Source organism: Virgibacillus aidingensis, assembly GCF_010994035.1.
In the GTDB taxonomy this organism is placed as follows: domain Bacteria; phylum Bacillota; class Bacilli; order Bacillales; family Amphibacillaceae; genus Virgibacillus_N.
The window spans coordinates 1-14,580 of record NZ_WIXN01000022.1; the positions used below are offsets into that span (position 1 = coordinate 1).

The following is a 14,580-nucleotide window of genomic DNA, read 5'->3' on the forward strand; positions in this document are numbered from 1 at the left end:
CCCTGCAAGAGTAGGACGCCGCCAGGCGATAAAACCAGGATGCGATTTATTTCGTATCCTGGTTTTTTAAAACCTTTTTTATCATATTATCCAAAATTTGCTGGACTCTTTCGGCTGATCAGTAATCATGCCATCAATGTTATAATCTAGTACCTCGTTCACATTGCGTTTAATATTTACCGTTCATACCAAGACTTCCCGGTTTAATTCATAATCATTTTCAATAAACCTTTCTGTCGGCATATTTTCTCTTATTGTATAGAAGTCTATATCAAGATTAGCTAATTTACCATGATAAGAATAAACCTGTCCTATATTAATTTCTTCATTTTTCCCACGTATTGTATGAAGCAAATCATAATTAAAAAAATCGTACATAAGTCTGTTCAACAGTATTGTCTATAGAAGGACGATTTCATCTGTAAATTTCTTTTTTTTATATCATAGGATTTTAGATCCAGTATTAATAGTGTAAAATCGTTTAAGCTGTCTTTGAAAAGGGGATACAATTTACCCTCCCATTTCTATGGGTGTTTCATTTGTTTTTTTCCAGAAGTGTGGACACTATCCTATTTATAAAAGGAAGAACTGAGGTTATTATTTTAGAAAAGAGACCATTTACGGTAAAATAAATAAAGCAATTGGTTTAGGGGGTGGGTGCATTAGAAATTATTGAAGAGATATTTACCGAAGACTTTAGTACCATGGTCATCCGGATATTAATCGCGCTTGTATTATCCGGGGTTATTGGATTCGAACGGGAAGTAAAGAGACATTTCGCAGGCTTCCGTACGCACATCCTTGTTGGTGTGGGGGCATGTCTTATGATGCTGTTATCCCTGTTTGGCTTTGAGGTATTTATAGAAACGTATGATAATGTGCGATTTGATCCTGCCCGTATTCCATCGTATGTGATCAGCGGAATTGGATTTTTAGGTGCAGGGACGATAATTGTGTATGGCGGTACTATACGCGGGCTGACTACAGCAGCTTCAATCTGGGCTGTAGCCGGGATTGGTCTGGTTGTGGGAGCAGGAATGTATGCTGCTGCCGTGTTTACTACCATGGTAATTTTAATCAGTCTCATCTTTCTTAATAACTTCGAAAGTCTATTTATTCATAAAAAAAGAAAAAATACGGACGCAGCGGATATCGAAATCATTGGTGTTTCTGAATTAAAAGTGGAAAATATTGCAGCGAGCTTTGAAAAGAGAAACATAACCATTAATAATATTAAGATTACGAAGGAGGAAGGCGACAAGCATATTCTTATCAAAGTAGAGAAAATTTCCGAATCTGAGCGATTGGTATTGTTTGAGGAAATTGCAAATATGGATGCTGTTAAAATAATTTCGGACGTGGAATAAATCGCTCTAGGCATCTAGACATACTTATGTTTGTAATCCCTGTAGTAATGCTAGTAACTGCCGGATTAGAGAAAAATGCTCTCTAATCCGCAATCCTTTTCTATATTTGCCTCACATTTTCACCTGCAGGTTAAGAAGTTATAATAGGTTCATCAGCTAATAACTGAAGCTAATAACTGAAAGGAAGGAGTATATTGCAACAATTATTTAAAAAGACTCTGCGGCAAATTGATGCATATGATACTGTTCATACGACCCGGTCGGTAACCGGCGGGGATATTAACGAAGCTTATTATGTTCAATCAAAAAACCGGGAATTCTTTGTTAAACTAAACCGGTCCGTGGATCCAGCCTTTTTCAATTTTGAAAAAAGGGGATTGGAGAAGATCGGGAACACAGGTACACTACATGTCCCTGAGGTATATGGGGTCTATACGGATGAACAGGAGAATATCCCCATGTTATGGATGGAATGGATAGCAGGAGAAAAAAAGGAGTCTACTGAGGACTGGCTTGGAGAAAGACTTGCTGCTATGCACCGGACAGAAGGAAAAGCCTTTGGTTTAGATGAAAAAAGCTTTATCGGGAAACTGGAGCAGGATAATCAACTGGTGGATAATTGGGTTTCTTATTACCGTGACTATCGTTTACGCGGACAATTAAAGATTGGCGTTAACCGTAAGACCATAAAGGGAAAAAGGAAAGAAATGCTCATGGCATTAATGGAGCAAATGGACCGTTGGATTCCGGAAGCTCCCACCCCCAGCTTGCTGCATGGAGATTTATGGGGAGGAAACTGGATGATTGGAAAGGAAGGAAATCCATACCTGATTGATCCATCCATTTTATACGGGGATCATGAATTGGATATCGCTTTTACGGAGCTTTTTGGCGGGTTTTCCCAACGATTTTATGACTCCTACACTTCAGTTTTTCCGTTATCTGATACATATAACGATAAAAAGGAGTTATATCAACTGTATTACCTGCTGGTCCATCTAAACATGTTTGGTGAATCATACGGGTCATCGGTGGATCGAATACTGAAAAGATATACAGATTAGCCTGAAGATAATCCTCTTCAGGCCGCATCGCTGTTTTTCCCGTTACCCTTTACATCCTGAGCTGAATGGAAGTAGTAAATCCGGGGAAGCCCATAATAAATCCACATTTCCTGAACCATGGATCCTCCAACAAATAATAACATTTGCCAGTCAATACTTTTCATTTTCATCCTTCCCCCTTTATTATACATTTATATATAAAGGAGCGGATGTCCTAGTACAGCAAACACCTTTCATGCCGGTCATGTTAAAAACCGGTAATTGTTTCACCGCGCACCGGCTCTATTTCATCTTCAAGTTTTATTCGAATTGAGGCTGCATTTTCCCAGTCGGCACTGTCGGCAACATGAAAATGAATATGCGGCTCACTGGAGTTGCCGGAATTTCCGGCTAATCCAAGTATATCACCTGCACTTACACTGTCTCCTTTACTGACCCGAAGACTGCCTTCTTTTAAATGGGCAATAACACTGTATTCATCGTTTTCATGTTCGATGACTACATGATTGCCAAGCAGCTGCTCCTCATTTGTATCCACATTTGGTGTGTTATCGGCAATAGTATTTTCCGCAGAGATGATGACGCCATCCAAAGGCGCAACCACTTCTTTTCCAAATGCAAAATAGCTTTCGTTTTCTTCCGGATCCCCATTAAAGGAAGTATCTTCCTTCAGGATAAACAGATCATACGCATACCTTTGATTTTCCAAAGGATAATGATAATTGACCAGCTCATTCGTACCGCCCCAGAAAGTATACCATTCTTCATTTATTGGCATGCGGTAAGTATTTTCCGTATAAGTTTCGTCACTTTCCGGGTAGGAAGCAATGGGAATGAGCTGAAGACCTTCAATGGTCAGATCCTCTGCAAAATAACTTCGAATCCCTTTATCTCCCTGGTCACTGATCCATTGATACTCCTGCATATTTTGAATAGGTACTTCAGAGATGAGCTCATAATTGTTTACATTTGCATTAAAACCTTCACCGAGTTCCACAAATTCATCCAATGTTACAATGGACTGAAATTCGCTGCTGGTTTGATTATACAGCCTTTCAAAGTCACCATCTAAAAATTGATTTGTAAATTTATCGGGTGAAACAGGCTCCGTGTTCATTTCTTCATCCTCCTCCCGGGGCTCTTCCTCTCCCGTTGTACAAGCACTTAAACCAATGATGCTAAAGAAAGTCAATAAAGCAACTAAATAATATTTCATGTGTATACCTTCCTTTCTCCCCTTAAAAATACGGCTGAAGGCTGAAAAAGATTCAGCTTATAAAGGTTTTCCTTGTATAAAGCCAAACGCGACAGTAAATTATTAGTTTGTTGTATTATCCTCCCCCTTCCCATAGTCAGCTCAGCAGCAACAAAATGAGGGAAGTATAAACAGTTAAAATTATCTTTAACAAATATATACTCATGATCAAGGTCCTTCAATAAAACCTTCCTTTTTAAATAACATGTTTTGCTTTCGCTCTTTTTGACAAAAATAAACTATAGGATTGTAGTTGCATCTGATAAAATATCGCGTATAATAATAATTAAGTCAAAGATAGTCAAAGTCAGGAAAAGGAGGTGGGCATATATGAGCAATATTTCCGATGTTATTGAAAGGTATTTAAAACAAATATTAAAAGCACAAGGGAAAAATGTTATTGAAATTAAACGCAGTGAAATAGCGGATCAATTTCAATGTGTCCCCTCTCAAATAAATTATGTGATTAATACAAGGTTTACGGTGGAAAAAGGGTATATAGTAGAGAGTAAACGCGGCGGCGGAGGGTATATACGTATTATTAAAGTAGTCCACCAGGACAAATCCGAGCTGATAGATGAAATTATAGCGATGATTCAGCCGACTGTAACACAGCAGGTAGCACTGGATGTGTTGAACCGGCTGGTGGAAGAGGAATTAATCACTGAACGGGAAATGAAAATAATGGCGAGTGTCATGGATAGAAATGTCCTTGCTTTTCAATTGCCGCTAAGGGATGAAATTCGCACGCGTCTCTTAACAACAATGCTGTCCACACTGAAATATTTGAATTAATAAGGAGGGAACCGGATGGAATGCCAGGAATGTCAGAAACGGCCCGCTACACTTCATTTTACCCAGGTAATTAACGGAAATAAAAAGGAAGTGCATGTTTGTGAGGTATGTGCAAGGGAAAAAGGCTATAAGACATATCCGGAGGAAGGTTATTCCCTGCATGATCTGCTTTCGGGGCTGATTAACTTTGAATCCCAGGCCATGGGAAACCCTCAGGGTGGTCCATTTCAACAGGTCAAAGAGCTTCAGTGCCCGAAATGCGAAATGACTTTCTCTGAATTTAAGCGCGTTGGCAAGTTTGGATGTGCAGTGTGTTATGACACATTTTCCGAACGGCTGGATCCCATTTTTCGCAGGGTGCATTCAGGAAATACAAAGCACCATGGGAAAATCCCGAAACGCCAAGGGGGGAATCTGCACAAACGCAGACAACTTGAAAATTATAAAATGGAACTGAAAACCCTGATAGAAAGTGAAGAATTTGAAAAAGCAGCAGAAATTCGAGATAAAATCAAGGCATTGGAAAATGAGCAGGATATTGGAAAAGAAGGTGATCGCCCATGACACTGCAAAATTTTATGAATGAGGCAATCAGTCCCTGGATGCAGGAGGAGGGACCGGACAGTGATATAGTGCTGAGCAGCAGAATCCGGCTTGCCAGAAATTTTGCCAATGTGCCCTATCCGATTCTTGCTGATGCAGATAAGCTGGAAGAAATCCGTGATTTTTTCAAAACAAATTATGAAAACCAGTCATTTCAGAATTACGAAGACTTTGCTTTTATTGCCATCAAAGATTTATCTTCCATTGAAAAAAGAGTCCTGGTTGAGAAACACCTGATCAGTCCGCATCTTGTGAAAAACGCCGAAACCTCGGCAGTACTCATTTCAGAAAATGAACAGGTTTCCGTGATGATTAATGAAGAGGATCATATACGAATCCAGCTCTATTTTCCCGGCTTCCAGCTGGCGGAAGGGCTGGAAAAAGTATTTGAGTTTGATGATTGGCTGGAAGAAAAAATCAATTATGCATTTGATGAATCAAGAGGATACTTAACAAGCTGTCCGACCAATGTAGGTACAGGGATGCGCGCGTCGGTCATGATGCATTTGCCTGCACTTGCGATGACAAAACAAATAAACAGGATGATCCCCGCAATCAACCAGCTTGGTCTCGTAGTGAGAGGAATTTATGGAGAAGGCAGTGAAGCACAGGGGAATATATTTCAAATTTCCAATCAGATTACACTGGGAAAATCGGAACATGATATTGTCGATGATTTGGAAAGTGTTGTCAGACAATTAATTACACATGAAAGAAATGCCCGGAGCAGGATTCAGGAGCAGTCCGGTACTAAATTAGAGGACCGTATATACCGTTCTTACGGTGTGCTGGAAAATGCGAGAATAATTGAATCCAAAGAGGCAGCCCAGTGCCTGTCCAATGTCAGGCTTGGGATTGATTTGGGGTTAATAAAAAAAGTTTCACGTAATATATTAAATGAACTCATGATTTTAACGCAGCCTGGATTCCTGCAGCATTACCAAAAACAGTCATTGACAGCGAATCAGCGGGATATACTGCGTGCTACCCTTATTCGTGAAAGATTACAATTGGAGAATTAGATAGGAGGAAGTAGTTATATGATGTTTGGACGTTTTACCGAGCGGGCACAAAAAGTATTGGCTTTATCCCAGGAAGAAGCAGTCCGGCTAGGTCATAATAATATAGGAACAGAACACATTCTTTTGGGGTTGGTAAGAGAAGGAGAAGGCATCGCAGCGAAAGCCCTTCAGTCCCTTGGGCTGGAAGTGGCAAAAATTCAGGAGGAAGTGGAAAATTTAATCGGCACCGGAAAACAGCCGATGCAGTCCATACACTACACACCACGGGCCAAAAAAGTGGTGGAATTGTCCCAGGATGAAGCAAGAAAGCTGGGTCATTCCTATGTGGGAACAGAGCATATCCTGCTCGGTTTAATCCGGGAGGGAGAAGGCGTGGCCGCCCGTGTTTTAAATAACCTCGGCGTCAGTTTGAATAAAGCAAGGCAGCAGGTGCTGCAGCTTTTGGGGAGTAATGAATCCCAGGCAGGAAGGCAGGGGCGCAATCAGCAGGCAAGTGCCAATACACCAACCTTGGACTCCCTTGCCAGAGACTTAACGGAAAGTGCCAAAGAAGGTAATATTGACCCTGTCATCGGACGCAGCAAGGAAATTGAACGGGTTATTCAAGTGCTCAGCCGCCGTACAAAAAACAACCCGGTTTTGATCGGAGAACCCGGAGTTGGAAAAACAGCTGTTGCAGAGGGGCTGGCACAGCAGATCATCAATAATGAAATTCCGGAAACATTACGCGACAAACGTGTGATGACCCTTGATATGGGAACGGTTGTAGCAGGCACAAAATACCGCGGTGAATTTGAAGACCGTCTGAAAAAAGTAATGGAAGAGATTCGCCAGGCCAACAATATCATTTTATTTATCGATGAATTGCATACATTGATCGGTGCAGGCGGAGCAGAAGGTGCCATTGATGCATCCAATATTCTAAAGCCTTCGCTGGCGCGGGGGGAACTGCAATGTATTGGTGCAACCACTCTCGATGAATACCGGAAATATATTGAGAAGGATGCCGCACTTGAGCGCAGGTTCCAGCCAATTCAAGTAGATGAGCCAACATTGGAGGAAACAGTGCAAATCCTGAATGGACTTCGTGATCGTTATGAAGCCCATCACCGTGTGACTATTACGGATGAAGCTATTGAAGCAGCAGCACATTTATCAGACCGCTATATTACCGATAGATTTTTACCGGACAAAGCTATTGACTTAATCGATGAAGCGGGGTCAAAAGTGCGTCTGAGTTCTTATACTGTACCGCCAAACCTGAAGGATTTGGAACAAAAGCTGGATGAAGTACGCAAAGAAAAAGACGCTGCGGTGCAAAGCCAGGAGTTTGAAAAAGCTGCTTCCCTCCGTGATTCCGAACAGCGGCTAAGGGAAGAACTGGATGAAACAAAGAATGAATGGAAGGAAAAGCAGGGACAGACTGATTCTGAAGTTACCGTAGAAGACATCGCCAGTGTTGTATCCATCTGGACTGGTGTACCTGTTTCCAAATTAACAAAGGATGAAAGTGACCGTCTTTTAAATATGGAAAAAATTCTTCATGACCGGGTCATTGGCCAGGCAGAAGCTGTAAATGCTGTGTCCAAAGCTATCCGGAGGGCAAGAGCAGGCTTGAAGGATCCAAAACGTCCAATCGGATCATTTATTTTCCTGGGACCAACAGGAGTCGGGAAAACGGAACTTGCCCGGGCTTTGGCAGAGGCCATGTTTGAAGATGAAGACGCAATGATTCGAATCGACATGTCGGAGTATATGGAAAAGCACGCTACCTCCCGTTTGGTAGGTTCACCGCCAGGGTATGTCGGCTATGAAGAAGGCGGACAGCTGACAGAGAAGGTCCGGACAAAACCGTACTCGGTTGTTTTGCTTGATGAAGTAGAGAAAGCACATCCGGAGGTATTCAATATTCTGCTTCAGGTATTGGAAGATGGGCGTCTCACGGATTCTAAAGGCCGGGTCGTTGATTTCCGCAACACGGTACTCATCATGACATCCAACGTTGGCGCGAGTGAACTGAAGCGGAATAAATATGTCGGCTTCAATCTTGAGGATGAAGGTCAGGAACATGAAGAAATGAAGCGTAAAGTATTGGATGAATTGAAGAAAGCGTTCCGTCCTGAATTCCTGAATCGAATTGATGAAACTATCGTCTTCCATTCCTTGGAGAAGGAGCATATGAAGGACATTGTCACATTGATGATTAATCAGCTTCAGCGCAGACTGAAAGAGCAGGAGATTGATTTTGCACTCACGGATAAGGCTGTGGAGAAGATTGCCAATGAAGGGTTCGAGCCTGAATATGGTGCCCGGCCACTCAGAAGATCCATTCAGAAAAACATTGAGGATCTCTTATCCGAAGAATTGTTAAAAGAGAATATCTCCAAGGGTGAAAAAGTGAAAATTGGCTTGAACAATAAAGGGGAATTTATTGTATTGCCTAACAGTGTGGCAAAATCCTGAAGCACCTGTTGGAAAACCCGGCTTGTCACTAAGCCTTTATGGCTGAAGCCGAAAAAGCTGGAAGCACTTTGTCTTCCAGCTTTTTCATCATTATTATTGTTTCACAATTTGGATGAGGTGGTGTATGTCATCGCAACAATTTTGGTATAAAGAAGAAAGAGAAGAAGGCATACAAGGGGGAGCAATATGAAAATAAATGCTATATCATTAATGGAAGCATATTTGATTGAAACAGTTCGGGCAAGTGGTGTAACCAATGAAGAATTAGAGGAGTCAGTTTCGAAAAAAACGTTGCTTCCTGGAATAAGCAGCATTCCAATTTTGATTTTCAAACACTTATTGACCTTCATGAAAAAGATAACCACGCATTTCATTCCATCATTCATGATGGCTATCAGGTGAAATTCATCACAATAAATGGATTAAGGAATTTGTTAAAACTGAAATTTGACATTACGGAAGAGATGTATGAGCTTACTGAACAAGGCATTGCTAAATTAATTGCGGGTGAAGATACATTATCCGGCATCAAGCAAATGCTGTCCCCCAATTGGAAAGTACAGGAAAAAGAATTAGATGGAAAGTATGAAATCAGTATTACACTGAATAAGTGAACAGATTTTACCTCAGTAAAAGAACGACATTATTTTGTGTGAAGCTGCTCGTTTTATGCTATAAAATTTCTTCTGCTCAAAAATCAATTTAAACACGGGGACAGGCGGATCAGTACATAAAGCATGCCCGCAGCTCCAAGGGTTATTGAGACAGCTTATATGAGTTATTTGTATTGTTTCTGCCCATTAATCAGCTTTTTCCCTCAAGCAATAAAAGTCATCTTTATCTTCTGTTGCTGTCAGCAATTATTTTTCTCTCATTTTACCTAACTGTGGCACTACTATGGAATTTTTAACTAAATTGATAGGAATCTGTAACTTTATAGCTCTATCATTTGTTTATAATAGAAATAGAAAGGATCGAGAAATTTGGCTAAACGGAAAACGAAATTTGTTTGTCAGCATTGTGGTTATGAATCACCAAAATGGATGGGAAAATGTCCAGGCTGCAGCAGCTGGAATTCCTTTGTGGAAGAAATGGAGGCATCCGGTAACCGGAATAAGCATACATTTAATGTGGGCAGGAATGTGGCACATAAGCCGGAAAAGATCTCGTCGATTCAAACACAGCAGGAACCCCGGGTTACTGTGGAAATGAGAGAGTTTAACCGCGTGCTCGGGGGCGGGATTGTAGCTGGATCGCTTGTATTGATCGGTGGAGACCCGGGGATTGGAAAGTCCACTTTGCTGTTGCAAATTTCTGCTCAGCTGGCGGATAAAAAACTGCCGGTTTTATACGTATCCGGAGAGGAGTCGATCCGTCAGACGAAACTTCGTGCAGACAGGTTGGATATTACATCTGATTTATTATATGTATTGTCGGAAACCAATTTATTTGATATTGCCAAACAAGTGGAAGAAATCAAGCCATCCTTTGTGGTTATTGACTCCATACAGACTATGTACAAAGAGGAAATTTCCAGCGCGCCGGGAAGTGTTTCCCAGGTCAGGGAATGCACTTCGGAATTAATGAAAATCGCAAAAACAAACGGTATACCCATTTTCATCGTCGGACATGTGACAAAAGAAGGTTCGATTGCGGGCCCCAGACTTCTCGAACATATGGTGGACGCTGTTTTATATTTTGAAGGAGAACGGCACCATACTTACCGTATATTAAGAGGAGTAAAAAATCGATTTGGCAGCACGAATGAAATGGGAATTTTTGAAATGAAGGAAAAAGGCCTGCGGGAAGTCATGAACCCTTCTGAAATCTTTCTGGAAGAACGGTCTGAGGGAGCTTCCGGCTCCACTGTCGTAGCATCGATGGAGGGGACCAGGCCGGTACTTGTGGAGATTCAGGCATTAATATCTCCCTCAGCTTTCGGCAATCCCCGCCGAATGGCAACAGGGACTGATCAGAACAGGGTGCCATTATTAATGGCAGTGCTGGAAAAGCGGGTTGGTTTAATGCTGCAAAACCAGGATGCCTATATTAAAGTAGCTGGCGGAGTGAAACTCGATGAGCCTGCTATAGACCTTGCCATTGCCTGCAGCATTGCCTCCAGTTTTCGGGACCAGCCGACAAGACCGGACGATATTTTTATTGGTGAAGTCGGGCTGACCGGTGAAATTAGACGTGTCTCCCGGATTGAACAACGCGTACAGGAAGCGGCAAAGCTCGGATTTAAACGGGTGATATGTCCGGCAAACAATCTCGATGGCTGGACGGCTCCCGATCAAATTGAGGTAATCGGTGTGAAGACTGTTCAGGAAGCACTTCATGTGGGGGTTTCCCGTTAAGCATATGACGGTTTTTGTCGAAAATGGGGAAAAAATGTAGGTTATTATATTGCTATTTATATTTGTATATGGTAATATATTAATTTTATTTAAATTGAATGTTATACTGTGATATGATATTATTTACTTGGTATAATAGGTGATTCTTACTTTTTTTGGATTATTTTTTTATAATAAGGCAATAATATTAATAATCCTGGCTAAGCGCCGGATTTATATGGTAAAAGCTTAAGGACAGGAGGGTATGATGAAGCCCCTTGAACTTGGGCGAAAAAGAGATTTTTATAATTATCCGCAAAATTAGGAGGTGATAAGAGGTGCTGAGGAAAATTGTTCATTTGTTCTTTATCATTTTGGGGGGTACCATAGGATATCTGTATATACCCGCGATTGTGAATCTATTGGATTTCACGGAAGTAGGGTGGCTGGCTTCACCATGGCTGGGGACTATATTGGGGGCAATTATTTTTTTTCTTATTTCATACATGGTGGCGGGCTACGTTGTTAATTTCCTTAAGTGGGTGGAAGAATCACTTATTAAAGTACCGGCAGTGGATTTGTTTTTCGGCAGTATTGGCCTTCTTCTGGGGCTGGTGATTGCTTATTTCATTAATATGCCGCTGCAGGACATTAATATTGAAGTAGTATCACAGGTTATACCATTATTCATTATGATTGTACTCGGTTACTTAGGTTTTCAGGTCGGTTTCAGACGAAGAGATGAGTTTATTAATTTAATGAATAAAAACAGGAAAGACCGGGATAAAAGAAAAGCTGCAGATGCGGAGGAAGCAAAAGATCCGGCTAAGCCAAAACCGAAAATACTGGATACAAGTGTGATTATTGACGGACGCATTGCTGATATTTGCCAGACGAATTTTCTTGAAGGAACAATTGTCATTCCGCAGTTTGTCCTTGGGGAATTGCAGCACATTGCAGATTCCTCCGATGTTTTAAAACGAAACAGGGGACGCCGCGGTCTGGACGTACTAAACCGTATTCAAAAAGAGCTTCCGGTGGATGTGGAAATCTATGAGGGAGATTTTGAAGACATTCATGAAGTGGACAGCAAACTGATTAAACTTGCAAAAGTGATTGATGGTATTGTCGTAACGAATGATTTTAACTTAAACAAGGTATCCGATTTACAAGGTGTTGCAGTCTTAAATATTAATGATTTGGCTAATGCAGTTAAACCGGTAGTACTGCCCGGTGAGGAATTGGTTGTTCAGGTGATCAAAGACGGCAAGGAACACAACCAGGGAATTGCCTATCTTGATGATGGAACCATGATTGTTGTGGAAGAAGGCAGAAATTATATCGGAAAAACGATTGAAGTACTCATAACGAGTGTCCTCCAAACATCGGCAGGCCGAATGATATTTGCAAAACCGAAATTACTTGAAAAAGCATTGTAAAAAGGGTATAACAAAAAGTGATAACATATTAAAATAGTTATCACTTTTTTTCTATGAAGAATACAGGTTTTTTAAGGGGGCTGGAAAAAACCCCCTTCAGGCTGTGTCATATTTTATCAAAGCTGGACAGCCGAATTTAAGTATGCAATAGACAATAGATAAGTACAAGCAGGAAAACAGAAAGGGGCACTGTCATGTCAAATCAAGTTCGTGTACGTTATGCGCCTAGTCCCACAGGCCATTTGCATATTGGAAATGCGCGTACAGCACTATTTAATTATTTATATGCCAAGCACTTTAACGGTAAATTTATTATTCGGATTGAAGATACAGATGATAAGCGGAATGTGGAAGGCGGCGAGGAGAGCCAGCTGAAATTTCTGAAATGGCTTGGAATTGAATGGGACGAGGGTGCTGACATTGGTGGAGATTACAGTCCGTACAGGCAAACAGAGCGGCTGGATATTTACCAAAAATATGTGGACGATCTGATGGAAAGAGGACTCGCCTATAAATGTTATATGACAGAAGAGGAGCTGGAGGAAGAACGGGAAGCACAACGGGCACGCGGTGAGGTTCCGAAATACTCCGGAGCACATCGTGATTTAACAGAAGAACAGATCGAACAGTTTGAGCAGGATGGACGCAAACCGAGTATTCGGCTGCGGGTGCCCGCAAATAAAACATATACATTCCCTGATATTGTCAGGGGAAACATTACATTTGAATCCAGTGATTTTGGGGACTGGGTGATTGTAAAGAAAAATGGAATTCCGACATATAACTTTGCAGTGGCAATTGATGACCATCTCATGAAGATTTCCCATGTGCTGCGCGGAGAGGAACATATTTCCAATACGCCGAAGCAAATGATGGTATATGATGCCTTTGACTGGGAAGCACCGGCATTTGGACATATGACATTGATTTTAAATGAAGAACGGAAGAAACTGAGTAAGCGTGATCAGCATATACTGCAATTTATTGAGCAATACCATAATTTGGGCTATCTTCCACAAGCTTTGTTTAATTTTATTACCCTCCTTGGCTGGTCGCCTGTGGGTGAGGAAGAAATCTTTGATAAAGAAACACTTATAGAAATTTTTGATCCGGAAAGATTGTCCACGTCCGCTGCTATTTTTGATCGCCATAAGCTAAAGTGGATGAATAATGAATACATTAAAGCAGCAGACCTGGATGATGTTATTTCCCTGGCCATGCCGCATTTAATTGAAGCCGGAAAGCTGCCGGAGAACATGAGTGACAAGCAGCGGGAATGGGCGGAAAATGTAATCGGATTATATCGGGAACAATTGCGGTATGGTGCAGAAATTGTGGAATTGACAGAGCTGTTTTTCCATGACGAACCAGTGCTTGATGAGGGAGCAATGGATGTGCTGCAGCAGGAGCAGGTGCCGGAAGTGCTGCAGGTGTTTACAGATAAATTGATTCATCTTGATGACTTTACGAAGGATTCCATCAAGGCACAATTTAAAGCTACTCAAAAGGAAACAGGACACCGGGGTAAACGGTTGTTTATGCCAATCCGTGTTGCTACCACGGGTCAAACCCATGGGCCTGAGCTTCCTTTGGCAATTGAATTGCTTGGAAAAGATCGGGTTTTGACCCGTCTTGATAAGGTATTAAAACAATTGGGAGCGTAATTGTTCACATTCGGGCAGGAATATAATATACTGATATGACATCAGGAGTTATGCAAGAAACAACAGGCAGGTAACTTGCTTGCATGAATTAGGGTAGTAGTATGTACGGTTTAATTTGGAAATGAGTTTTCCAACCAGCCGGATTAAAATATAGCGAACGTGGATGAGGGAAAGTAGAAGCGGAACGGTTTACCCAGAGAGAATCACCTTGGCTGTGAGTGATTTTAAGCCCTCCCTTTGAAGTGCCCCTCGGAGTCTGTTATGGAAAAACAAGTACATGGCAGCGGAACTCTCCCGTTACGAGAGCCCCGAGCAGGAAGAATTATTTCTTCAAACAGAGTGGGACCGCGCCCTTAGCGTCTCTGTGTCATTGTACACAGAGGCGTTTTTATTTTGCCGGAGCTTTCTCGGATACTTCATCAGGAGAGTTTGGTGCGATGAGTGCTTCGGTGGGCTTTGTTGTCTTCCCAATTGAAGTTAACGTCATTCGTCCAATCATCGCTTTATTCACCGGGGTGATAAACATCAAAGCCAAGAGAAATCAATCATATTCCCGGGAAACCGGAGTTTAA

The 14,580-nt window shown here is 41.6% G+C and carries 14 protein-coding genes and 1 other annotated feature; of the genes, 12 read left to right on the top strand and 2 right to left on the bottom strand.

Annotation, left to right across the window (positions count from 1 at the left end; translation table 11 throughout):
• Nucleotides 1-704 precede the first annotated feature (704 nt).
• The gene (locus GHD25_RS15965; RefSeq protein WP_164218851.1) at nt 705-1,367 is read left to right on the top strand and encodes an MgtC/SapB family protein; all 663 of its coding nucleotides are present in this window, start codon (nt 705-707) and stop codon (nt 1,365-1,367) included.
• A 194-nt stretch (nt 1,368-1,561) separates the two neighbouring features.
• Nucleotides 1,562-2,431 carry a fructosamine kinase family protein gene (locus tag GHD25_RS15970; protein WP_240452392.1) on the top strand — a complete coding sequence of 290 codons (870 nt, stop codon included), beginning with the start codon at nt 1,562-1,564 and terminating at the stop codon, nt 2,429-2,431.
• Between the two features lie 17 nt (nt 2,432-2,448).
• Here GHD25_RS15970 and GHD25_RS15975 read toward each other — a convergent pair whose 3' ends face one another.
• Together GHD25_RS15975 and GHD25_RS15980 are read right to left on the bottom strand one after the other, a co-directional pair.
• Nucleotides 2,449-2,595 carry a hypothetical protein gene (locus GHD25_RS15975; RefSeq protein WP_164218679.1) on the bottom strand — a complete coding sequence of 49 codons (147 nt, stop codon included), beginning with the start codon at nt 2,593-2,595 and terminating at the stop codon, nt 2,449-2,451.
• Between the two features lie 83 nt (nt 2,596-2,678).
• Nucleotides 2,679-3,647: a M23 family metallopeptidase gene (locus tag GHD25_RS15980; RefSeq protein WP_164218681.1), complete on the bottom strand. Its 969-nt coding sequence runs from the start codon at nt 3,645-3,647 to the stop codon at nt 2,679-2,681.
• A 369-nt stretch (nt 3,648-4,016) separates the two neighbouring features.
• On the opposite strand from GHD25_RS15980, the gene GHD25_RS15985 reads away from it, so the two are divergent.
• The 10 genes from GHD25_RS15985 (at nt 4,017) to GHD25_RS20255 (ending at nt 14,580) form a co-directional block, all read left to right on the top strand.
• Nucleotides 4,017-4,481, top strand: coding sequence for a CtsR family transcriptional regulator (locus GHD25_RS15985; RefSeq protein ID WP_164218683.1), 465 nt, complete (start codon nt 4,017-4,019; stop codon nt 4,479-4,481).
• 15 nt (nt 4,482-4,496) lie between these two features.
• Entirely contained in the window at nt 4,497-5,045 is a 549-nt protein-coding gene (locus GHD25_RS15990) for a UvrB/UvrC motif-containing protein (protein ID WP_164218685.1), read from the top strand.
• Nucleotides 5,042-6,106 (top strand): protein arginine kinase, encoded by a 1,065-nt coding sequence (locus GHD25_RS15995; protein ID WP_164218687.1) that lies wholly within the window; start codon nt 5,042-5,044, stop codon nt 6,104-6,106. The genes GHD25_RS15990 and GHD25_RS15995 overlap by 4 nt, the downstream gene beginning before the upstream one ends.
• 18 nt (nt 6,107-6,124) lie before the next feature.
• A complete protein-coding gene (gene clpC, locus GHD25_RS16000) occupies nt 6,125-8,569 on the top strand; it encodes an ATP-dependent protease ATP-binding subunit ClpC (protein ID WP_164218689.1) in 2,445 nt (814 codons plus the stop codon).
• A gap of 186 nt (nt 8,570-8,755) precedes the next feature.
• Nucleotides 8,756-8,971: a hypothetical protein gene (locus GHD25_RS16005; RefSeq protein WP_164218691.1), complete on the top strand. Its 216-nt coding sequence runs from the start codon at nt 8,756-8,758 to the stop codon at nt 8,969-8,971.
• Between the two features lie 29 nt (nt 8,972-9,000).
• Nucleotides 9,001-9,183, top strand: coding sequence for a hypothetical protein (locus tag GHD25_RS16010; RefSeq protein WP_164218693.1), 183 nt, complete (start codon nt 9,001-9,003; stop codon nt 9,181-9,183).
• A gap of 369 nt (nt 9,184-9,552) precedes the next feature.
• Nucleotides 9,553-10,926, top strand: coding sequence for a DNA repair protein RadA (gene radA / locus GHD25_RS16015; protein ID WP_164218695.1), 1,374 nt, complete (start codon nt 9,553-9,555; stop codon nt 10,924-10,926).
• A gap of 317 nt (nt 10,927-11,243) precedes the next feature.
• Nucleotides 11,244-12,344, top strand: a complete 1,101-nt coding sequence (locus GHD25_RS16020) for a PIN/TRAM domain-containing protein (protein ID WP_164218697.1) — start codon at nt 11,244-11,246, stop codon at nt 12,342-12,344.
• Between the two features lie 194 nt (nt 12,345-12,538).
• A complete protein-coding gene (gene gltX, locus GHD25_RS16025) occupies nt 12,539-14,008 on the top strand; it encodes a glutamate--tRNA ligase (protein WP_164218699.1) in 1,470 nt (489 codons plus the stop codon).
• A gap of 151 nt (nt 14,009-14,159) precedes the next feature.
• Nucleotides 14,160-14,375: a binding site (T-box leader), on the top strand.
• Nucleotides 14,376-14,445: 70 nt separating this feature from the next.
• Nucleotides 14,446-14,580, top strand: a complete 135-nt coding sequence (locus GHD25_RS20255; protein WP_276207845.1) for a hypothetical protein — start codon at nt 14,446-14,448, stop codon at nt 14,578-14,580.